Source organism: Pectobacterium atrosepticum, from assembly GCA_019056595.1.
Taxonomy (GTDB): Bacteria; Pseudomonadota; Gammaproteobacteria; order Enterobacterales; family Enterobacteriaceae; genus Pectobacterium; species Pectobacterium atrosepticum.
This window is the reverse complement of the sequence record CP036163.1, coordinates 3,806,143-3,826,167: the sequence shown is the minus strand read 5'-3', so window position 1 is coordinate 3,826,167 and position 20,025 is coordinate 3,806,143. Positions and strand designations below refer to the sequence as shown.

The window sequence follows — 20,025 nt, the reverse complement described above, 5'->3', positions numbered from 1 at the left end:
CCAAATAGTTAGATGCAGTATAAAGACACTGATTAGTCATCATTTATTGACTCATTTTTAACATTCCGATTTAGCCATGAATCACCTATATTATTTGCGAATTTCTTTGTTATATCGTTCGTGATTCATTAATTCCCACGAATCACCGTGATTTCGGCTCAATAATCGCCAAAATGGACCGATGTCAATTTTTAGATACTTAGTATTTTTTTCAGTCAGCCGAGTATAATTTCTCTCTCCATCTCGAAAGCGTCGAATTTGACTTTTAGCTTTGTGATAATGTGATTTTGGAATTGTTGCCGGAGCATATAATCCAGGCATGATTTCGCATAAACGAGAACGCATTATTATCCTCACCGTGATATCGTTTTTTTTGCTGATTCAGCGGAAATATTCATGCGATGCGTTTGACTCCACGACCGAACGGCGTGCCAAACAGCAGTCAACGACACATCCATCTGTTCTGCGGCTAACATCATGACATCCAACCCCTCGCCACTGTCGACATTCTCTACAGTAGCGAGCTGCCAACGCTGCCAAAGTGTTGTACTTTCTTCTTCACTCAAGACAACACCTCGTCCTGGGCGCACGTCAATGCCAGCAATGCGCCGCCGATTGGCGACTTCAAGACTGGATAACCCAAACATGTGTTGCATAAGTTCAATAGACCCCCCCAGCGATAACGCACGATCAATACGTTGTGTACGCATTTGTTCACGGCGGGCATGCTGAACTAAGCGGTAAAAATTCTCGTGGTGAATGTTGAACTGCAATACAGAAACAGAACTATTGGAAATATAGTGCAAGTCTTCAATCGTCAGACTTTGCAGTAGTTGCATTTCCTCTTGCTTTAATCCGAGAGACTCACAGCGGCGTATGTAACCACTCTTTAAGTCCATCACTAATTGAGTCAAAAGATTATTTGCTGACTGAGATGCATTTGCTATTTGTAGTGAATTTTCACTCATAAGTTTTGCTCCATGTGTAAAATATTATTTATTTCTTTTTTCGTTATCTAAATACTTACACGACAAATACATATGAATACGCCGAAAATCATCTATTAACGGCGTGCATTCATTCGCAGTTTTTAAGAAAATGTCACATTCATCATGCTGGCTGAGTATTTCACCGCGCCGATCTAATATTCTGACATCATCCGTATATGCATCCTGTATCTGACGCTCTTTCTCTTTTATGGCACTGGATAGTGCATTAAGCAGTACCTCATAATAGGTGCCGCTTTCTAAACGTAATTTCCCCATCCTTTACTGCTCAGCTTGTTCCATGGCGATCTGTCGCTGATGTTCACGTAAACGACGCAATACTCTAATCAGGCGTAACATTTTTACGGTGTAGGCATCGTCGAGAACGGGTGAGTCCCCTTTGTTTGCAGAGCCAATAACATTTAGGCAAAAGCTGAACATGTTGAATGGTTCATCGCTTTGCTGGCCAGTTAGTCCATTGAGAAAGAGAATGAATGGCGCTTTGGATCTTGATGCAATATAACCAGCCTCAAAAGGCTCTTTCGCTTCCACGATCTCATTGGGATAGCCCATAGCCTCAGCCAGCTCAAATGCCAGTCGATACGCGCTATCCTGTAAATGTTCGATGTCATCCTGGAACGCAGAGATCTGCCAGATATCAGAGACTGGCTCCAGACCTCCGTTAGCAAAAGAAAGTACAGAAGAAGAGGCCAGTTGTTGGGTAGAATGCCCACCCGAAGGTGAAGAAAATGTCGTCTGACTATCTGAGTCTTCACTCTGGCGATTTGCCAACCCAGAAAGATTGCCTTGGTTGTCGTTATGGGAGAAGGTATTGTCATTGCCCTGAAATTCCCAGTCCTCTGCATTCTCATCATCATGATGCTCATCGTCTTCATCAATATGCTGACGATGTTCATCACTTTGATTGTTTAACGGGGGAGCAGCAGATGTTGAAGCTGGTGCTGAAAAATGTTGTTTATCATCATTATTTCCAGCCTTTAAGGACGATGGTGTTGTGGATTTTGAACCATCAGCATCATCGCCTTTGTCTTTATTTATGGCTTCAAGAGAGGGTTCATGGACGAACGCGGGTAATGGCTCGGTTTCACCAAAAAGCTTGCGCTGATTACGCACCTTCGGATCTAATTCCATCACCCAGCGATCGTAGTTAAGAGACGGGTGCGGTAAAGCACTGACCAAGTCACCGATAAACTCGTCCCGGAACATTTCTAGTGACCAGTCATCCGGAGAATCAAATTTTTTGCAGCATCCGCCAAAAACATCTTCAAAAGACAATTCAGTTGAAACTGTTAAAACATATTCTGACCAAATTTTTTCCGCATCATGCCTTAAAGATAAAAGACTTTGTATTTGAGACCTTCCTAATCCTGACTCCAATAAGTTAGGTATATATGGATACAGAAAGGCAATTGTGTTGTCCATCCGGCTAATACTCGAATTATCTATAGGTAACCCAGCTTCCGTCAGCAACGTTGCCAACTCACGCAATGATACGGATTTGCCGAGTTGTTCCTCGTAAATGCCGCGGGCTTTCTGGATACCGAAAGCTTTTTCTATAAAGGTCAATTCGCCACGGACCTCATTCTCAGCAAGATGGCCAATGACACACTGGAGACGGCCGGGCCACGGTTTGAAAATAACGGTATGACGAAAGAAGCGTTCTTCCTGCGTTTCTTCCCACAGTTCGCTCAGGATTTCATAGCGTGTATTACCACCATCACTGAAGACATAAATATCAGGTACGTTCGGATCACGCGTTACTTTGAGTACGGTGTCTAAGCCCCGGTGACGGATGGATTCTTTAATCTCATTATATTTGGGATTACGCTTGGTACGCGGGTTATCTGGATGAGGACCCATCTGATCCAACGTCAGTACCATTGGCATTTCATTAACTGGCAACGCGGAAATTTGAGCTGTTGCTGGTTCCCGACTTCCTTGCAGCATCGCGTTCCCGAGCTGCAACGAGGCTATTTTTTTATTCATTAGTATTTCTCTCCATAGCCTAAATTCCATTCTCTAAAACGCGTATATTGCGCATCAAAGGCAAGTTTTACCGTACCCACAGGCCCCTGACGTTGTTTACCAATGATGATTTCTGCCAACCCTTTATCCGGAGTATTCGAGTCATAAACTTCTTCACGGTGGATAAACATGATCATGTCCGCATCCTGTTCCAGAGAACCACCATCTCTAAGATCAGAGAGTGTTGGTCGCTTATCGGCCCGAGTTTGTGACGCACGATTTAGCTGAGATAACGCAAGCAAAGGAACATTAAAATGCTTGGCAATGGCCTTTAGAGAACGAGAGATTACCGATATTTCCTGAGTGCGGTTTTCAGAACCTGGAGAGCTCATTAGCTGTAAGTAATCAACCATGACTAAACAAGGTTGACCGTATTTACGAATAAAACGGCGTAGACGAGAACGTAATAAAGATGGGGTTAAATCACTGTTATCATCAATTACCAGACGATCGCCCCAGGATTTCATGACGCCCAATGCATCTGATATTCGCGCCCAATCTTCATCATTCAATTGGCCGCTGCGCATGGCCTGGACACTCACATGTGCAATAGATGCGGCCATACGCATGAGTAACTGGTCTGCTGGCATCTCCAGACTAAATATGAATACGGGTTTATCAGATACACGCCCAAACGCATTTTCAGCGAAATTTAGCCCTAACGATGTTTTACCCATGGAAGGACGCGCAGCAAGAATAATCAGGTCCGCTTCCTGAAGACCGCACGTTTCTTTATCCAGTTCGATATATCCCGTAGGCGTTCCCGTTATTCCGTCGGGTACGGCATAGTTGCGTTCTAGCCGATTGACAACCAGCGTCAATCCCTGTTGGAGTGGTATTTCACTTTTGGCTTCGCGCTGTTCCGATATGTCGAAAAGTGTCTGTTCAGCCTGTTCCGCGATATCTGAAATTTTTATTCGTCCATGTGCCGTGGACATGGCATCAGCGCTGATTTTCTTACCCAATGCCACCAACTGACGAGCCTGGCTCCTGTCTCTGACAATTTCAGCATAGGCATTCGTATTCGCTGCACTCGGCGTGTTTTTAGCCAACTCGGCGAGGTAAGCAAATCCGCCAATTGACTCAAACAGGTTATCAGGGGCTTTTTCGATTGATTCAGACAGCGTTATGAGGTCGATAGGTTGACCGCTCTCGACCAACCGTTGCATAGCCTTAAATATCTGCTGATGTGCCCTGTTATAAAAATCGCCAACAACAATCCGTTCAACCACATCGTCCCAGCGGTTGTTCTCAAGCATTAATGCCCCGATGACTGATTGCTCTGCCTCCAAAGAAGAAGGAAGAAATTGCATCTGAGAGTTAGCCATGCGCAGCCTCCTTTCCGCCACAGCCAATCTGGCTAATGCTCATGAATGCTTTCACCAGACGCTTATATGTTCTGGGAGAAACCAGCATTAACGGAAAATCATCCAAATAGCAGGGACGTTTGGCATCTCGATCCCAACCAGTTTCAAACAGCATCTTGTCATCAGAGGATGAGTCATCCAATGAGAGGAGAGACAGTTCCCGTTCAGGAAAAACGTTGTAAACAATGACTGAGGACTCAGGAACGCCCCACGTGTTCGCCAAGAGCGACCGTAAACGCTCTCCGGCATGTTCAGTGTGAAATGTTTCAAAAAAAACGGTCTGTTCATCAACGTCTTTATAGCGCCAATGATTGCAGGAGCAGAATGCTCGATGGAGAGTCTTCATTGCTTTCCCTCCACAGCATAGCCACGAGCTAAAACTACATTAAAGTAATGTAATAACATTGTTTTTAATGAGGTTATGTAAACTTCTGAAAAGGGCGTCGGACTGACAATTGCCAGGGATATACTCCCTTTCACTGGATGCACGTTTTCTGATCGATAAGTTTGACGACCGCGATCAGAAGCACATGCCAGCGATGTCATATTCACGGAAACATGAAAGGAAAAAACATGAATACAAATAAACAAACACAGTCCGACATTGATGCTTTTGAAAAACGCTGTAAATTTTTTTACCGTCAGGCAGCAGAAAAGTATTCGGAATATCCCGGCGCAGAACTGATTCAGATGTCCTACCGCTTGTTGTGGCTGGGCGAATGGCTTCGTCTGACGCATAGCTGGCATCAGCAATTCAGCCCCAGTTCCCCGCGAGAAGCATTGAAATATGCGCTGATTAAGCAGCATCAGTGGACGCCGGAAATTATTCAAAGCATGTCCGATAAAGATATGTCGCTGGCGCTGACCGACTATTGGACTGCTTTTGCAGCCGATCCTGACTGGAGTGCCAAGCAATGGGATATCGAAAAGCAGCTCGACCGATTGGATGATCCGTTCACTGGAATGGATGCTTGGTCGAAAAGCACGCTGACTGATGCCATTCCGGCATAGTAGTGACTGAAGATTAAACACTGGCTACCTCCCCTGCACCAGTTTGATTCCGTAACACGGAATCAAACTTATCTTTCCAATGCGGGAATAGCTCGCAAGCGAGACTATGCATGGTTACTGCAGCCGCAGCGCTTTTGCGATCGGTTACATACTCAAGACGGTGGACTGGTTGACCAAAGGCATGACCACGCTTATAGACTTCGAGCTGGTCAATTTTTGTTTCAAGTATGGAAATATTGATGCTTTCGGATTGAAGGTATTTCTTCTCAGAAACGATATTGCCCAACTCTTCCAAGGTCTTACGATCCAATGATGTGTTCTCAACACAGTTGGCCAAAATTTTGATATCAGGGATCTGAATTCCGTATGCCTGCAACGCAAGTAAGCGGGACATTAGACGCACCGTTCCGCGCATGAATTCCCGAACATCAGGAAGTATGGGTTTAATCACGCCAACAACATTTTCTGTTGCAGCCAGAACAACGAGTTCAACCATCACACCGGCAGCCCCTTTCGAGTCAATCATGATGACGTCGTAACTCTGGAAACTTTGATGCTGAAGGATGTTCTTGAGACGCATGCGTCCATCAGGGGCATGAAGCATTGCTGTGGGAAGGCGATCATCAGGATCGTTGGAAATGATGAGATCAAGATTGGGTATGGCTGTTCGAGAAATTATGCTCTCTGGCTGGTTTAAATCTGTTGTCTGCATTAACAGTTCAAACAATCCAAACGGAGCCTCATGCTCCAGCGCATAAATACTGCTGGCTGTAGGTTGCGAATAGTCGCCATCGATAAGCAAAGTCTTTAACCCTGCATCAGCAAAAAAACCAGCAAGATTAGCAGCTTGAGTAGACTTACCTTCGCCGCCCTTTGTCGAAATTACGGGTAAAATTTTCATTTTGCACACTCGGTAGAATGTGCAGATATCTCAACACGGTGATTGAAAATCCTCGTGTCCTTGGTTCGATTCCGAGTCCGGGCACCACTTATTCTTAACCCTCGCCTTTGGCGGGGGTTTTTCGTTTCTGGCGTGTGGACTATCCATCGAACGACGTTCGATTCTTCTACGAGAGTGCTATCCCGCCTCCCCTTCCCCATGATCCGGGTTCATGCCTTGATAGCGTGACGGCCAGATCTCCTCCGGCTGCTTTCCCAATGCGCAGGCAATTAACCTTTCGCCTTTGGGCCAATGTCTTGTTAATGCGTTAGCGAGTGTTGAAGACGCTAATCCTGATGCTCTTGATACCGCCGCCAACGTTGTTCCTTTCTTTCTTAAGCCAGCAATAATGTCTGCCGGATGCCAATCGTACTTATCCATTTATCTACCGCTCCCTATGATGAATTGCTCCAATTATCCCATTTTGGGATAAAAAAGAAAATGATTGATATTCGATTTTGGGATATCTATCAAGGTCACCAAAATGGCATCGATTTATTCAAATGAATATCAATCAGTTATAAAAATACTGCGAGAGGCCAGAATCGAAAAAGGCATGACCCAAGAAAATTTGGCGAACGCTTTAGGTCGACCTCAGTCTTTTGTCGCCAAAATCGAGAATGGGGAACGTAGGCTGGATGTTGTTGAATTTGTCCACATCGCTCACCTGCTATCTGTAGACGCTTCCACTGTTTTAGAAAGAATAGTGCATAAAATACAGACAAATAGCATTAAGTAAGCAACACAAATTTTTATTTATCCCATTTTGGGATAAAACAGTAGGCGACTGATATTTGATCCCAAATTTTATGGGATTGAATCGATGGCTTCTGTTTACTCTGATGAATATCAAATCGTTATCAAGGCATTACGTGAAGCGCGCATTGCCAAAGGGATCACGCAGGTAAACCTGGCGCTAGCGCTGGATCGTCCTCAGTCGTTTATCGCCAAGGTTGAGAACGGGGAAAGAAGGTTAGACATCGTAGAATTTATCCATATCGCCCGTTTACTTTCTCTGGACCCCGCCAGCATTATTGCTAAGATCCCTGCAAAATATAAAGCACTTAGTTAAAGAGGAACACGGCAATGAAACGCTGGATTAGTATTGCCGTGAACAAAGACGATAAGCAGACCCCCAATGCTACTTGGATACCTATTTCTGGTCTGACGAATGACGTCATAGACAAAGAAGACCACCGCATCAAAACTGAGGTGTGGAAGAAGGAAAACCGTGAAGGGATGGAAGACGTCGCCAGATTTATTACCCAGAATGGTTCTTTTGCTGATGAAAACAGGAACTGGTGATCGTGTAATTCATTGCTTATCAATACAAACGATTCAGTCTATCGAGTCTCATCACCTGCCTGAGAAAGTGAATAAAACATTGCTCCCTCTGATCCGCATCGACGGCGAAGATTATCGATTGATGACGACTGAGTTGTCGAGCGGTTCCTGTTGAGATGATTTGTGAGGCTATCGCGGATCTTGGCGACTATGCGGATGAGATTAAGGATACTATCAATCTTATGTTTTGGGGATTTGAGCGGGAATTCAATGCATTTATGTTGAGCCAGCACCATGGCACCATGAGTATACTGATAATTTTACCCTGATTGCCTGGGTGCTTACAATTCAAAGAAAGCAAATTTATCAGCAATAAAAAGAGTATTTTCAGCTTAGATAACACACAAATAATTTAATTAAGAATAAAAAAGAGAGATGGGATTTATTTCATCTCTCTAGGTATTACTATTGATTTTTCTTACGGGACTCGAACTCATCAATCCATTTAATCAAACCATTTAGATCATTTTCAAGAATATCAACCTCTGGTAAGGTATCTGGAAGCTCATCTGGTTGAGAATGCTCAAAGACGGAGTATCGTGACATCAGATTTTCAAGATACTGACAGTCTGAATCACTAATATTAGTTAATGACATTAATTTATTTCCCGTCATTACACTCCTTCTAAACCTAACCACAACTTCAGAAAGAAGTATAATTTCAACACAACGCTCAACTATTATCCTAAAATTACTACATAAACTTTTTATTTCAATATCAAAAGCATCTACTTCACCTTTATCATAAGCCCTTTTCACTTTAGGTAAAGCATCATTTAACAGCATGTTTAATGCTTTTTTAGGCTGTTGATTTCTTATATTACCAGGAACATGCATTCCTATACGCCCAGCAAAGCTCTGTAACGTAAGAACTTCATGCACTATAGGTTTTCCTAAATTACCGATTTTTCGTTTTTTAATTTCATCTTCAACTAAAGCAACAAGCGATAATCGATGAGTAAAAATAATGACTTGACGTTCTTCAGAAAGCTCAATGAGCCTTTTTATAACTCGTTCTTCATAGTCTTGATCAAGTGAAGATATTGGATCATCAAAAACAAAAGGAGTAACGTATTGCTCACCAGTCATATCCGCCAAGAAAGCTGCTAATGCGACTATTCTGGACTCCCCTTCACTTAGAATTAGTGATGGAGAAACTGAATGCACTGCATCAATTATTTCTATATCAAAAGTAGTCTCACCTTTTCCTTTTTTATTTTCTCTAGGCCTGACCTTTAATCTTTTCCCACCTAATTTAATTAATTCCTCCGAAAATCTTTCTTTATAACCTTCGCTGATTAACATTTGAGAAAGACTATTACTTTTGGATGACAACTGATTAGTTCGTGCCAGTCCTAATGCTTTGGTCAAAATGGCTACTTTTTTTAGTCTTTCAACCTCATCAACTATATGTTTTTTATTTTGACTCAGCCATTGAATTGACTTTAGCTCATCAATCCTTGTGATTAATGCTTGCCTTCCATGATCTGTCTGTAGTTGCTGCAATGCTTTCTCTTCAAGATTTAGTGCAGCATCAATTTCAGTGAGAGCTTTATCAATCAAATCCCAATTGACGTGAGGTAATTTTTCAACCGAGTCAACCTCTAGTAACAACCTCTTTCTCTCTCTAATTACGCTGATTATGTTAACACTACTATCCTCAGGTAATTTTAATGTGTGTAACCTAGAATTCCAATCATTATCATCAGGTAGAGAAATAAGCTTACCATATAAATTTATAAGTAATGCCTCAGCCTGTTTTGCACTTTTTTCTAAACTATCTTTTATATATGACTCAAATGAGTTTAAGCGAACCTTAGCCTCACTGTTCAATTCTTGCTGACAAAGGACACACCGGGAATTACTTTCTGTATGGGGAAACTGAAAATTTCTATATGCAACATTGTTTGAATAATTTCTGGCATGTTGCCATAGAGCTAGCCAAGTTTCCTGACCAACACCTTCGAGTGGTGCATTGCTGAAAAGTTTTTGAGAAGCTTCATTTGCTGCTTTTCTTTTTTTAGAAGAATCAAGATTACAAGAAATTATTGAGGATAAGGCATCATCACTATAAGAGCTCTTTATACTGTAAATAAATGTCGTGATTTGCTTCAAAGATTGTCTTGTTAGCTGTATAGCTTTGATTCTATCAGGAATATTAGCCTGTAAAAGATTTGCTTCTCCTGTAACTCTTTCGCGGTCCATCTCATCACTATAAATGCAGCGTTCATCAATCTCTTTCTGAGTAGTTCTTGCCGATATTTTATTATTCCAATATGCAGTAGTCGTATTTTTAAGTAAATCTGGAATTCTAGGCCTTTGATCAGTTAATTTATTCTTTTGATTATTTATCCGTTGAGTAACATCATCGCACAGTTCTATCAATGTACGTATAAATCTAATTTTCCCGGGTTCATATGTTGCAGGGTTTTTATTCGATATATATGAAGATGCAGTGCTGGAATCGAAAATTTGAATGTTTTTTAACGGCCTACAAGGCCCTGAAGCCGGCGTCCATTGAATTTCAATAACATTTCCACCATCAATACTGTAATGAGCAGAAGCTTTCATGTCTATGTTAGTTTCGGAAAAAACATTACTCAAGACATGCTCACGATTTCTTGATCCGCAAATATTTTTAATTAGGCGAGCATAACCTGATTTACCTGCACCATTCGAACCATAAACCACTGTCAGTTGATTATTTCCAAAATCGAGAGCTCCGGGAGAACTTAACGCGTTAACACCTTGTACGTTGGTTAGTTTCACTAACCGTAATGCGGCGTTAACTGTGGCCTGAGAAAGTAATCCTGGGGTATATTGTTGCAATTTATCATTTTTAGAATTCAACACTTCAGCAATGCAGAGCTCCACCATTTCGTTTATTTCAGCATCATCCAACTTAGCTTTCTTATGAATTATTTTACTAGCTGCAGTTTGAAGCCATTTAGGCCGTTCTAATAACCAACTATCAAATGAGTTTATCGATGTTATTATTTCACTATCAGACATGATATCTCCTTTTCACGTGTAATTTAAATTTACATCAAGAACGTTTACTTTTTATCAATCTGAACTTTTCGAAGTTTGGATGGAAACACTCAGTTTAATTTCTATCAATCATTATGATAAAAAACAAGTGGACAATGTAGTTTCGTAGATAACATTGACTTTTCAAAAAATGGCAGCTAAAAATATCGTAACTACAATAATATCTAGCTAATGAAGTTTATAAAGAAGGTCTTTTAAAGGTAAAGATTGGCCTTAAGCATGATTTTTCTTAGTATTTTAATACTTGTGTAGTAATAAGTTCGACTTAAAACTAATGCGGTATAGACTGAGAGCAATATAATAACATCCTGAAATTAAATACTACTGACTAAATCCCCCAACGTCACCATCAACATCATCGGATCAATTGGCGAAGGCTCAAACTCCACCCGCAGGTAAAATTCCCGCGCTTCATCAGACAGCGCATGAACCAACATCCCGCGAATGCCGATAGTATCAGCGACCTGAATCACTCTTAGCCCAGCATCACGTACCAAAGCACGGCCAACACCCTGACCATGTAATGATTTATCTACCGCCAGACGACCCAGCACCACCGCCGGTATCGGATCGGGCATATTGCGGCGAAAGCGTCCGGGGGCGGCATTCGTTGCCACGGCACTGGAAGCAAGCGAGTAATACGCCAACACTTTTGGGCCATCGCAACTAACGAAAGTCCTTGATGCGCCAGATATCTGATTTTTCATCGCCCGTTGTTTCAGCCAGTTGTCCATAGATAACTACACCACAACAGAACGAGGAAAGTGCATGTTCGGTGTGGAGTGGTTCAGGGCGTGGAAATCATTTTTTCTGCTCCCACGGTGCAGGTGTTTGCATGGTTTTACGCAGTGCGGCATTCGGCGAAGGAGCTTGATCCAAGCGAACAAGGAATTCCTGATAGGCATCAGGATCTGCCATGATAATGCGCTGATCGATCAACGCTTCCTCTGCGGCCGCGCGAGCAGCTTCGAGGACAAAATCAGTGCGATTTTTCCCTTTGGCCTTCGCAGCTCGATCAATAAGATCGCGTTCAGCAGGCTTGATACGTAAATTTAGTGTTTCGCGTTTAACTGAAACGCTGTTCGTTGCTGGCATGATGTTATCCTCCGTCATACTCTCTGGATATTAGTACCATAGGGAACCGAACCAAAGACACGAACTGGACATTTCTTTATCGTATGAGCCACATCATTCTGATCCATCTATAAAAATATGGGTCAACCCACGGGTTTTGACAACAGCTCGGGGAACCGGACTTTCTATCGAACCTCGTGCGATTCTCTACGAGAGGGCTATGCCGCCTCCCCTTCCCCATGATCTGGGTTTATGCCCTGATAGCGCGACGGCCAGATCTCCTCCGGCTGCTTTCCCAATGCATAGGCAATTAGCCTTTCACCTTTCGGCGAATGTCTTGTTAAAAAAATTAGCTATGGGATTGAATCGATGGCTTCTGTTTACTCTGATGAATATCAGATCGTTATCAAGGCATTACGTGAAGCACGCATTGCCAGAGGGATCACGAGAGGAAACCTAGCGCTGGATCGCTCTCAATCGTTTATCGCTAAAGTTGAGAACGGAGAAAGAAGGTTAGACATCGTAGAATTTATCCATCTAGTTCTGTGCAGCAGAGCCGGAATGGCGTCTCCAGAGCACCACAGAAATTGCCGTAATGAACAAGGTCAAGATGGTGGAAACAAGCAGCGTGCCGTGTACACCGTACTGCTCCAACAGCATGGCATACGCAGACGGGGCCAGCGCCGCGAGGAAAAAACCCGGTGACAGCAGTAAGCCTGTTTTGCGGGCGTACCGCTGCGGATCAAATAGCATAAGAGGAAGTAGGGCCTTTACGACAGTACAAAGCCCGTTCACGGCCCCGTAAGCCAGAACAAAGAAGACTGTAGCGACTGGGGTAATATTGCCCGCAAGACCGACCAGAAAGCAGATCGGCAGCAGGATGCCGATAATAAGATTAAGACGTAGCGCGGAGATTCGTGCGCCAGAAATCACGTCCAGCAGGCGGGCACCCACCTGTCCCACGCCCCAGAGCATGCCAGCCAGGGCGGGCATGCCATAAGCGGCCAGTATCTGGGGTAAATGCGTGGATACGCCGGTGGAGACAAAGCTGAGCAGCGCAATCAAGGCAGCATACCACAGGCCGCTAATAAATGCTTTTCGATTCTCTGCTGTCCCCGATGCCGGAAAACCAGACCGGCCAGCAGCGGGAGGTTTTACCCGATGGCCTGCCGGAACGGCAGTCAGAAAAAGCAAACTCACCAGCCCTGCACAGCCGTAAACGATAACGGCATGCCGCCAGTCAGTGACGTGCAACAGGGCAGCGCCTGCAGGCCAGAACACAGCTGAAGCGAGGCCCCCCAACAGAGTGACCAGAGAGACTGCCCGACGTGCATCTGCACCTGCGGTTTCCACAAGCAGGGCAAACGCGGCGTCGTACAGGGCAAGCCGCATACCAGCTCCCATCAGGATCCAGATCGTAATCCACGCGGCTGTTGAATGGATAAAAGCCATCAGAAAACACCCGACGGCAATGGCGAGAGTACCCGCCATCATCAATGCTCGTCCGCCGGTACGTGCCATAACGGGCCCAGTTAGCGGTGAAACCAGTCCCATAACCAGCATGGCAACAGTCAGGCCGGAAAATATTACAACAGGAGACCAGCCCGTTTCAGCCATGATGGCGGTTCCGAAGACACCCGGCATGTAGAACGTGATCCCCCAGTTGATAAGCTGCGTCATCCCAGTGCAGAAAACGGTGCGGCCAGTCAGATGTCCGCCTGTCAATCGTTGTACTCTGGAAGCGTGGTATCACCCTGTCCGAGCGTACGCTGCAGGATGACCGTATCGAGCCAGCGCCCGTGTTTGAACCCTACGGACGTGAGTGTGCCAGTGATGCTGAAGCCCGCGGCACGATGCAGGGCAAGGGAGGCTGTATTCTCACTGTTACCCACCACGGCTACGAGCTGACGAAAGCCACGGGCTTCAGCCCACATTACTGCACGGGACAACAGCCGTTTGCCGATACCCCGCCCTTGAAACGTGGGGTCAATATATATAGAGTCTTCCAGGGTGAAGCGGTAGGCAAACCGTTCCCGGTAAAAAGACAGGTAGCAGTATCCCCGGACCTGTCCTTCATCAACCACGACAAACCAGGGCAACCCTGCTGCAAGCACTTTTTTCAAGCGAATTGCCATTTCAACCGCATCCGGCGGTTCGGTTTCAAAAGTGGCGGTGCCATGTAATACGTGATAAGCATAAATCTGCTGGATAGCAGGAATATGTCGTTCATCTGCTTCAGTTATTTCCATTGGTACAGTTCCTTTTACTTTCATAAACAGAGACTAACTCGAATTAATATTTTCAGACAGGCCACGGGGCTTATCTGCGGTATAAGGAAAACTTTGATATGGCAACCCTGAACCTTGCTCACCTTACTACCTTCAGGATGGTCATCAGCCGGGGCAGTTTCTCCGGGGCAGCAGAAGCTCTCGGACTGTCACAGCCAGCCGTCAGCCTGCAGATAAGACAGTTGGAGCAGGTATTTCAGGCCCGTCTTATTGAGAGAACCAGCCGGGGAATAAGGCCAACGCCTGCTGGAATGACTCTATCTGAGCACTGTATGAAAATTGATGCAGTGGTAAGTGCGGCGGTTGAATCAGTGTCCCTGCATTCAGACGATATAACCGGCACCGTCACTGTCGGTACCGGCGCAACGGCCTGCATTCATCTTCTGCCACCCTTACTGCAGCAGTTACGACAGACGCATCCTCTGTTGAAAGTGGACGTACGCACTGGCAATACTTCAGATATTGTGCGAGGCGTGGAAGAAAATCGTATAGATATTGGTCTGGTAACACTGCCGGCAGCAGGTAAATGCCTGAGCGTTAACCCTCTGGGTACGGATGAGTTTGTCATCATCATGGAAAAAGATACCTTAGGGCAGAGTACTAAGCCGCTGTCTCCGGACGACCTTTTGTCACTGCCGCTGATTATCTTTGAACCCGGAAGCGGGACCCGCGCCCTGATTGATGAGTGGTTCCGTTATGCCGGGCATGTTGCCAGTCCTGTGATGGAGCTTGGCAGTATTGAAGCCATTAAAAGGATGGTTCGTGCCGGTTTGGGCTACAGCATCGTTCCCCGCATGTCCGTTAGAAGCATGGGAGAAAGACAGGGGCTCAGCGTGTATTCCATGGTGCCCTTTCTGTACCGGACCCTCGCGACGGTAATGCGGGAGGATCGGATTGTCAGCAGAGGAATCAGCGAGGTGCTGAAAAGACTAAACGGCAGTTTTGCAAAAGATGAGTGAAGATAAATAACTGCTGGGATAACAGCCCAATGGAACACTTCTTCCGAAGCTTTAAAACAGAATGGATACCTCACACCGTCTGAGTTACTGGGTCCAGCGTGGCACCAGAGTTTATTTTGGCAAGAGCCGAGATGAAAATGTCAGGGTAGAGGCTGGTTTCTTAATCCCAGAGTTGTACCTTGAGAGACAAGAATATAATGAAAATTGAGCAATTGAGTACTCTGTCAGAAAGCCTTGATGAGTTAGTTGTCTTACTGAATGATTGTGTGGAAAGTGGGGCGTCCATCGGTTTTCTTGCGCCACTGGAAGCCGGTGAAGCAAAACGTTATTGGCAGGCGGTCGCTGCCGATCTGGCTGAAGGCGATCGTACGTTATTGGTAGCGCGTGAAGCGGAGCGCATCACGGGCGCAGTGCAGATCAGCTATTGTCCAAAGAAAAATGGCAACCACCGTGCTGAAGTAGAAAAACTAATGGTGCATACGGCATTTCGTCAGCGCGGCATTGCTCAGCAGTTAATGGCAGAAGTAGAACGCCAGGCACAGGCCAATCGGCGCACCCTACTCGTCCTTGATACCCGCACCAATGACACGGCATCCATTTTGTATCGTAAATCAGGCTATCAGGAAGCGGGGCAAATCCCACAGTTTGCTCGCAGCTCCGCCGGTACTCTCGATGGCACAACCTTCTTTTATAAATTGCTATAGAGGTTACCTCAGGTGAGTTGGTCGAACATTTGCTAATGGTTTCAACAGTCTCCTTTCACAGGATGAAAGTATAGGGGATTAACGTTCAGTCTGCCGAACAAGGGATATTCTGATAATTAGATGTAAAAATGATAAAAGCCCTGACTGTGTTAGTCAGGGCTTTTAAGGTACTACAGACTTAATATTTAACATTAATTGACTTAATAGTCTTACTACTATTGGTACTGCTTCAAATGTACACGTTTATAACAGACAATATTGGGTACTAAAAACTAACAGACCTCCCATATATTTACTGGTTTAAACCCCCAACCAACCTTACGAGACATTCAAAGGTATAGCTGGTACAGGTACATCCCCCATCGCGATATATACTCTTTGATGCGTGGCCTTACTCTCGTTGCGACATTTTACGAATGACTCAATTATCGCTCAATCGCAAACAATAAAGATTAAATCATAGCCTTACATCATCGCGCTTTCGTCCCATTTTGCGATTGTAGATACTGACTACGTGGCCTTAAGCATCATCAAGTGAGAATATTAAATTTTCTCAACATCGATTACCCATACAAAAATACTTCGTGGCCTTTATCGCAAAAATACTTATTAAAGAACGTACTCGTTATCTTTACTATAACAGCAATCTGAAACTTTACCGCTGTTGCTAACCAATTTACGGATTTTAAATACAGTGTCAATACTGTTTTTAATAACATGTTTTTAATAACAGTATTCATGAGGATGCCGATAAGGAAAACGTAAGAAAACGAGTCGTTTACGCCACTCAACCCTGCCGCGTAGCGTTTAATCTAATTTCAACGACCGTATGGCCGGTTGAGATTTTCTTTGTGTCAACGACGATAAATCCGCTTAGCCTCAGAATACCTTCCATATCTTTCAATGTCCTGTATCGCGTGCCATTCTGGCATATAACGGATTGGAAAAGTGCATTCATCAATAATCTTGGCGACGTCTCTTCTTATATTCTCAGCGGAATTTATATCTTTCCCTTTATTATCTAATTTCATAGCGAGGATAGATCAATAACAGCGATTATCGGAAAACTTTCTCACCAATATGACGTGCGGCATCGATACATGCCTCCGGTGTTCCCAGCTCCGGCATCAACAGCATTTCCGACGTCAAGACTGGTGCACCGCAGTAGTCAAAAATCCCATGTGTGATCTGCGCATGAAAGGCATCCGCGTAGCCACGCTTTGCAAATGTTCTCTGGTTGGCAGCCCCAAGAGCCACAAGGTGCACCGGTAAATGCCCCAGTTTCTTTATCACATGCCCATCAGCCGTTTCTTCATAGGCCCAGCCGTTTGCAAAAACGCGGTCAATCCAGCCTTTCAACAGCCCAGGCATGGACCACCAATAAATCGGGAACACCAGTACCAGCGCATCTGCGTTATCAATACGAGACTGTTGCGCAATAACATCAGGCGATGTTGCACCTGTACACTGAAAAGCCGCCATATCTGCCACAGAAAACACCGGATTAAAGCCTTCCTGGGTAAGATCTGCGATTTCAAACGTATTTTTCGGGTTTACTCCAACAATCCCTTCCGCAATGGAGGTAGCGACACTATGGGTGAGTGAGGTATTAACAGGATGAGAAACGACAAGTAATGCATGCATTCTGGGTACTCCCTATTGCCATAAAACGACGTCAGATATAGTCTTATATACTAACAGTAACCTACCATCAGTAAGTTACTTTTGGTATATAAGAATGTCAACAGGATAATATCGACAATGTCCAAACCGCAGGCACGACAGCGTTTATCAAGAGAAGAGCGCCATGTACAACTGATACAAGCCGCCTGGCAGATTATTCGGGAGGAAGGTACGGAGGCGCTGACGCTAGGGCATCTGGCAGAACAGGCTGGCGTAACGAAACCAGTGGTTTATGATCACTTTACTAACCGTTCGGGGCTGTTAGCTGCACTTTACAAGGAATATGATGCTCGCCAGACGGCGATTATGGATGGCATTATCCGTAAAACAGAACCTGTGCTTGACAAGCTGGCAGCGGTGATTGCCACCTCATACATTGATTGCGTGCTGCTTCAGGGACGTGAAATGCCCAACGTCATGGCTGCACTCACCGGCACTCCCGAGCTTGAACACATCAGGCAAGAGTACGATGCCATTTTCACAGAGAAATGCCGCGCTCTTTTTGCTCCATTCTGTGCAGACCAACCACCTCATGACGCTGCGCTACGGGCGATGATCGGCTCCGCGGAAGGATTATCTTATGCCGCGGTTAAAGGAATTATTACGGAACAACAGGCTAAGGATGAGCTATTCCATGTGATTATTTCTATGGTGAAAAGGTGCAGCGCTGGGCGCTAAAATCATAATAACAGCGTGACTGTGGCACGCCGTAAAGTAGACTTTATGCCACTTCAGGGATAAAACCCGCTTATAAAGAAGGTGACGGAACTCCATTTATAGCCCCAAGTGAATCAATACCTCCTTAGATATATATTAGACACATATTTCAGTCCAAATTAAGATGGCAGCCGCTGCACCACCACACATATGCCGCGACTGGCAGCAATATCATTTATGCCTTTCTCGGCAATGTATAGCCGCATGATTCATCGCGCCTGACGTCGCCTGTGCTGAATTCATCCAAAGCGGTTACCTCCCAACAAAGGACTTATCATGGCGCCCGAGCTATTTATCCTCATTCCAATCGCATTCATTGCAGGTGCCATTAATGCCGCCGTTGGTGGCGGTGGACTCATCAGTATGCCGATGTTTTACAGCACGCTTCCCCATTTCACACCAGCCCAAATTATGGGGATCGATAAGTTCTCTTCCGTTATGGGGCACTTAATGTCCATACGGCAGTTCGCAGCCCGATTGCGCTTACCGTGGCGACTCATGCTTCCAACGGTCCTCTCAGCTATCACCGGTGCCTACATTGGAATCCGTATGTTGGATTTCATGCCTTCCTCTTGGATGCGCCCGGTAATTATTGTGGTATTGGCGATCATGGTAGCTTACACATGGTTTCGCCCCAGCTTTGGAAGCCAGGATACCAGTAGGGAGCCAACACAAAGCGACCTCATCAAAGGTGCCGCTCTTGGGCTTATAATTGGATTTTATGACGGCTTCATTGGGCCAGGAACGGGCAGCTTTTTACTCTTCCTTTTCGTTCGTTTTTTCCATTTTGATTTTCTACGGGCAACAGCCTGCGCCAAGGTTGTCAATTTCGGCACCAACTCCGCCACGCTCATTTTCCTGATTCCAGCTGGACTGATTAATTACGGGCTTGCGCTACCGCTTGGTATCGCAGCCATTTTCGGTTCAATTGCAGGTACTCAGCTAGCGTTAAAAGGCGGGAATTACTGGATTCGTCGCCTATTTCTCATATTGGCGGTGACGCTACTCATTAAGCTGCTGTGGGAAACGCTCCAGCATTAATGCTTATTTGCGCGGGTCAGCGCTAGTGAAAACCCCTGACTCATGGCCCGCATCAATAATGACGCTGATATCACCGCAGTTCACCATGGTTTAAAATTGATCGAAATCAATAAAAAACCAGTAAATACATTAATTTACCTTTCTATACACCCCACCTTTTGACCTTCCCGTAGGGGGAAGGTGTAACGTCATAGCATGTGATTCCAAGATAATGACTCTATTGAGGGGAAGTAATGATGAAGATAAAGATGATGGCGGTACTACTCGGTCTGACATTAAGCGGCTCAGGTTTTGCAGCGACGACTGACGCCAACGCTTTTCTAGCCAAGCAAGGACTGGCGGGAAAAACCGTCGAGCAGATCGTCGATGTTATCGATCAATCGCCGCAGGCAAGACCTCTGCCCTACAGCGCTGCCATTACCAGCAAAGAACTGAAATTATCAGATGGGCAACAGCAATATAGCTATCCTCTGGGAAATAAATTCTATCTCTCATTCGCCCCTTATATTCAACAAACGCATCCCTGCTTTAACCACAGTTTGTCTGGGTGTCAGGGCGAACTCGCCAATACAGCGTTTGACGTAAAAATCACGGATAAAGCTGGTAACGTTATCGTGCAGAAAACCCTAAGTAGTCACCAGAACGGTTTTGTTGGCGTCTGGTTACCGCGCAATATTGAAGGCACGATTAATGTTACTTATCAGGGACGCATCGCAAGCTCACCGTTTGCAACCTATGACGACAGCCAGACCTGCATGACGACATTGCCATTGAAAGAACGAGTGTAGAGAGAAGCTTTGAGCACGGATTGAGA

General features: G+C 45.0%; 22 protein-coding genes and 5 pseudogenes. 11 read left to right on the top strand and 16 right to left on the bottom strand.

Annotated elements, in window-relative coordinates; translation table 11 throughout:
- Positions 1 to 90 precede the first annotated feature (90 nt).
- Genes DCX48_18090 through DCX48_18065 form a run of 6 tightly spaced genes read right to left on the bottom strand, consistent with a single transcriptional unit; the run spans position 91 to position 4,745 of the window.
- Entirely contained in the window at positions 91 to 345 is a 255-nt protein-coding gene (locus DCX48_18090) for a hypothetical protein (protein ID QXE16253.1), read from the bottom strand.
- 8 nt (positions 346 to 353) lie between these two features.
- Positions 354 to 968 (bottom strand): DUF2857 domain-containing protein, encoded by a 615-nt coding sequence (locus tag DCX48_18085; protein QXE16252.1) that lies wholly within the window; start codon positions 966 to 968, stop codon positions 354 to 356.
- Between the two features lie 24 nt (positions 969 to 992).
- On the bottom strand, positions 993 to 1,265 hold the full coding sequence (locus tag DCX48_18080) for a hypothetical protein (protein ID QXE16251.1): 273 nt from the start codon (positions 1,263 to 1,265) through the stop codon (positions 993 to 995).
- A 3-nt stretch (positions 1,266 to 1,268) separates the two neighbouring features.
- Positions 1,269 to 2,993: a hypothetical protein gene (locus DCX48_18075; protein ID QXE16250.1), complete on the bottom strand. Its 1,725-nt coding sequence runs from the start codon at positions 2,991 to 2,993 to the stop codon at positions 1,269 to 1,271.
- Positions 2,993 to 4,387 carry a replicative DNA helicase gene (gene dnaB / locus DCX48_18070; GenBank protein QXE16249.1) on the bottom strand — a complete coding sequence of 465 codons (1,395 nt, stop codon included), beginning with the start codon at positions 4,385 to 4,387 and terminating at the stop codon, positions 2,993 to 2,995. The genes DCX48_18075 and dnaB overlap by 1 nt, the downstream gene beginning before the upstream one ends.
- Positions 4,353 to 4,745, bottom strand: coding sequence for a hypothetical protein (locus DCX48_18065; GenBank protein ID QXE16248.1), 393 nt, complete (start codon positions 4,743 to 4,745; stop codon positions 4,353 to 4,355). Before DCX48_18065 ends, dnaB begins: the two co-directional genes overlap by 35 nt.
- A gap of 227 nt (positions 4,746 to 4,972) precedes the next feature.
- Here DCX48_18065 and DCX48_18060 point away from each other — a divergent pair.
- Positions 4,973 to 5,272, top strand: a pseudogene (locus tag DCX48_18060) (hypothetical protein).
- Positions 5,273 to 5,423: 151 nt separating this feature from the next.
- Here DCX48_18060 and DCX48_18055 read toward each other — a convergent pair.
- Together DCX48_18055 and DCX48_18050 are read right to left on the bottom strand one after the other, a co-directional pair.
- Positions 5,424 to 6,311 (bottom strand): ParA family protein, encoded by an 888-nt coding sequence (locus tag DCX48_18055; protein QXE16247.1) that lies wholly within the window; start codon positions 6,309 to 6,311, stop codon positions 5,424 to 5,426.
- Between the two features lie 177 nt (positions 6,312 to 6,488).
- Positions 6,489 to 6,731 (bottom strand): transcriptional regulator, encoded by a 243-nt coding sequence (locus DCX48_18050; GenBank protein ID QXE16246.1) that lies wholly within the window; start codon positions 6,729 to 6,731, stop codon positions 6,489 to 6,491.
- A 103-nt stretch (positions 6,732 to 6,834) separates the two neighbouring features.
- On the opposite strand from DCX48_18050, the gene DCX48_18045 reads away from it, so the two are divergent.
- From DCX48_18045 to DCX48_18030, 4 genes and pseudogenes are all read left to right on the top strand, one after another.
- On the top strand, positions 6,835 to 7,089 hold the full coding sequence (locus tag DCX48_18045) for an XRE family transcriptional regulator (protein QXE16245.1): 255 nt from the start codon (positions 6,835 to 6,837) through the stop codon (positions 7,087 to 7,089).
- An 84-nt stretch (positions 7,090 to 7,173) separates the two neighbouring features.
- Complete coding sequence (locus tag DCX48_18040) at positions 7,174 to 7,422, top strand: XRE family transcriptional regulator (protein ID QXE16244.1); 249 nt, start codon at positions 7,174 to 7,176, stop codon at positions 7,420 to 7,422.
- A 14-nt stretch (positions 7,423 to 7,436) separates the two neighbouring features.
- The gene (ccdA, locus tag DCX48_18035; protein QXE16243.1) at positions 7,437 to 7,655 is read left to right on the top strand and encodes a type II toxin-antitoxin system antitoxin CcdA; all 219 of its coding nucleotides are present in this window, start codon (positions 7,437 to 7,439) and stop codon (positions 7,653 to 7,655) included.
- Between the two features lie 40 nt (positions 7,656 to 7,695).
- A pseudogene (locus DCX48_18030) lies at positions 7,696 to 7,888 on the top strand (plasmid maintenance protein CcdB).
- 211 nt (positions 7,889 to 8,099) lie between these two features.
- On the opposite strand, the gene DCX48_18025 reads toward DCX48_18030, so the two are convergent.
- The 4 genes and pseudogenes from DCX48_18025 to DCX48_18010 form a co-directional block, all read right to left on the bottom strand.
- The gene (locus DCX48_18025) at positions 8,100 to 10,706 is read right to left on the bottom strand and encodes a restriction endonuclease (protein ID QXE16242.1); all 2,607 of its coding nucleotides are present in this window, start codon (positions 10,704 to 10,706) and stop codon (positions 8,100 to 8,102) included.
- A 353-nt stretch (positions 10,707 to 11,059) separates the two neighbouring features.
- A complete protein-coding gene (locus tag DCX48_18020; GenBank protein ID QXE16241.1) occupies positions 11,060 to 11,479 on the bottom strand; it encodes a GNAT family N-acetyltransferase in 420 nt (139 codons plus the stop codon).
- Between the two features lie 67 nt (positions 11,480 to 11,546).
- Positions 11,547 to 11,840, bottom strand: coding sequence for a DUF1778 domain-containing protein (locus tag DCX48_18015; GenBank protein ID QXE16240.1), 294 nt, complete (start codon positions 11,838 to 11,840; stop codon positions 11,547 to 11,549).
- A gap of 197 nt (positions 11,841 to 12,037) precedes the next feature.
- Positions 12,038 to 12,163 (bottom strand): annotated as a pseudogene (locus tag DCX48_18010) (transcriptional regulator).
- A gap of 25 nt (positions 12,164 to 12,188) precedes the next feature.
- Here DCX48_18010 and DCX48_18005 point away from each other — a divergent pair.
- Positions 12,189 to 12,359 (top strand): annotated as a pseudogene (locus DCX48_18005) (XRE family transcriptional regulator).
- Here the strand turns inward: DCX48_18005 and DCX48_18000 are convergent.
- Both DCX48_18000 and DCX48_17995 read right to left on the bottom strand, forming a co-directional pair.
- Entirely contained in the window at positions 12,357 to 13,544 is a 1,188-nt protein-coding gene (locus tag DCX48_18000; protein QXE16239.1) for an MFS transporter, read from the bottom strand. The pseudogene DCX48_18005 and the gene DCX48_18000 overlap by 3 nt on opposite strands.
- Positions 13,541 to 14,068: an N-acetyltransferase family protein gene (locus DCX48_17995; GenBank protein ID QXE16238.1), complete on the bottom strand. Its 528-nt coding sequence runs from the start codon at positions 14,066 to 14,068 to the stop codon at positions 13,541 to 13,543. The genes DCX48_18000 and DCX48_17995 overlap by 4 nt, the downstream gene beginning before the upstream one ends.
- A gap of 98 nt (positions 14,069 to 14,166) precedes the next feature.
- On the opposite strand from DCX48_17995, the gene DCX48_17990 reads away from it, so the two are divergent.
- Positions 14,167 to 15,066 (top strand): LysR family transcriptional regulator, encoded by a 900-nt coding sequence (locus DCX48_17990; protein QXE16237.1) that lies wholly within the window; start codon positions 14,167 to 14,169, stop codon positions 15,064 to 15,066.
- Between the two features lie 197 nt (positions 15,067 to 15,263).
- On the top strand, positions 15,264 to 15,770 hold the full coding sequence (locus tag DCX48_17985) for a GNAT family N-acetyltransferase (protein ID QXE16236.1): 507 nt from the start codon (positions 15,264 to 15,266) through the stop codon (positions 15,768 to 15,770).
- 787 nt (positions 15,771 to 16,557) lie between these two features.
- Here the strand turns inward: DCX48_17985 and DCX48_17980 are convergent.
- Both DCX48_17980 and DCX48_17975 read right to left on the bottom strand, forming a co-directional pair.
- Positions 16,558 to 16,752, bottom strand: a pseudogene (locus tag DCX48_17980) (methyltransferase).
- A 74-nt stretch (positions 16,753 to 16,826) separates the two neighbouring features.
- On the bottom strand, positions 16,827 to 17,414 hold the full coding sequence (locus DCX48_17975) for a flavodoxin family protein (GenBank protein ID QXE16235.1): 588 nt from the start codon (positions 17,412 to 17,414) through the stop codon (positions 16,827 to 16,829).
- Between the two features lie 117 nt (positions 17,415 to 17,531).
- Here DCX48_17975 and DCX48_17970 point away from each other — a divergent pair, with 117 nt between their 5' ends.
- From DCX48_17970 to DCX48_17960, 3 genes are all read left to right on the top strand, one after another.
- On the top strand, positions 17,532 to 18,131 hold the full coding sequence (locus DCX48_17970) for a TetR/AcrR family transcriptional regulator (protein ID QXE16234.1): 600 nt from the start codon (positions 17,532 to 17,534) through the stop codon (positions 18,129 to 18,131).
- A gap of 315 nt (positions 18,132 to 18,446) precedes the next feature.
- Positions 18,447 to 19,211, top strand: a complete 765-nt coding sequence (locus DCX48_17965; protein ID QXE16233.1) for a sulfite exporter TauE/SafE family protein — start codon at positions 18,447 to 18,449, stop codon at positions 19,209 to 19,211.
- 236 nt (positions 19,212 to 19,447) lie between these two features.
- Entirely contained in the window at positions 19,448 to 19,999 is a 552-nt protein-coding gene (locus DCX48_17960) for a hypothetical protein (GenBank protein QXE17295.1), read from the top strand.
- Positions 20,000 to 20,025 lie beyond the last annotated feature (26 nt).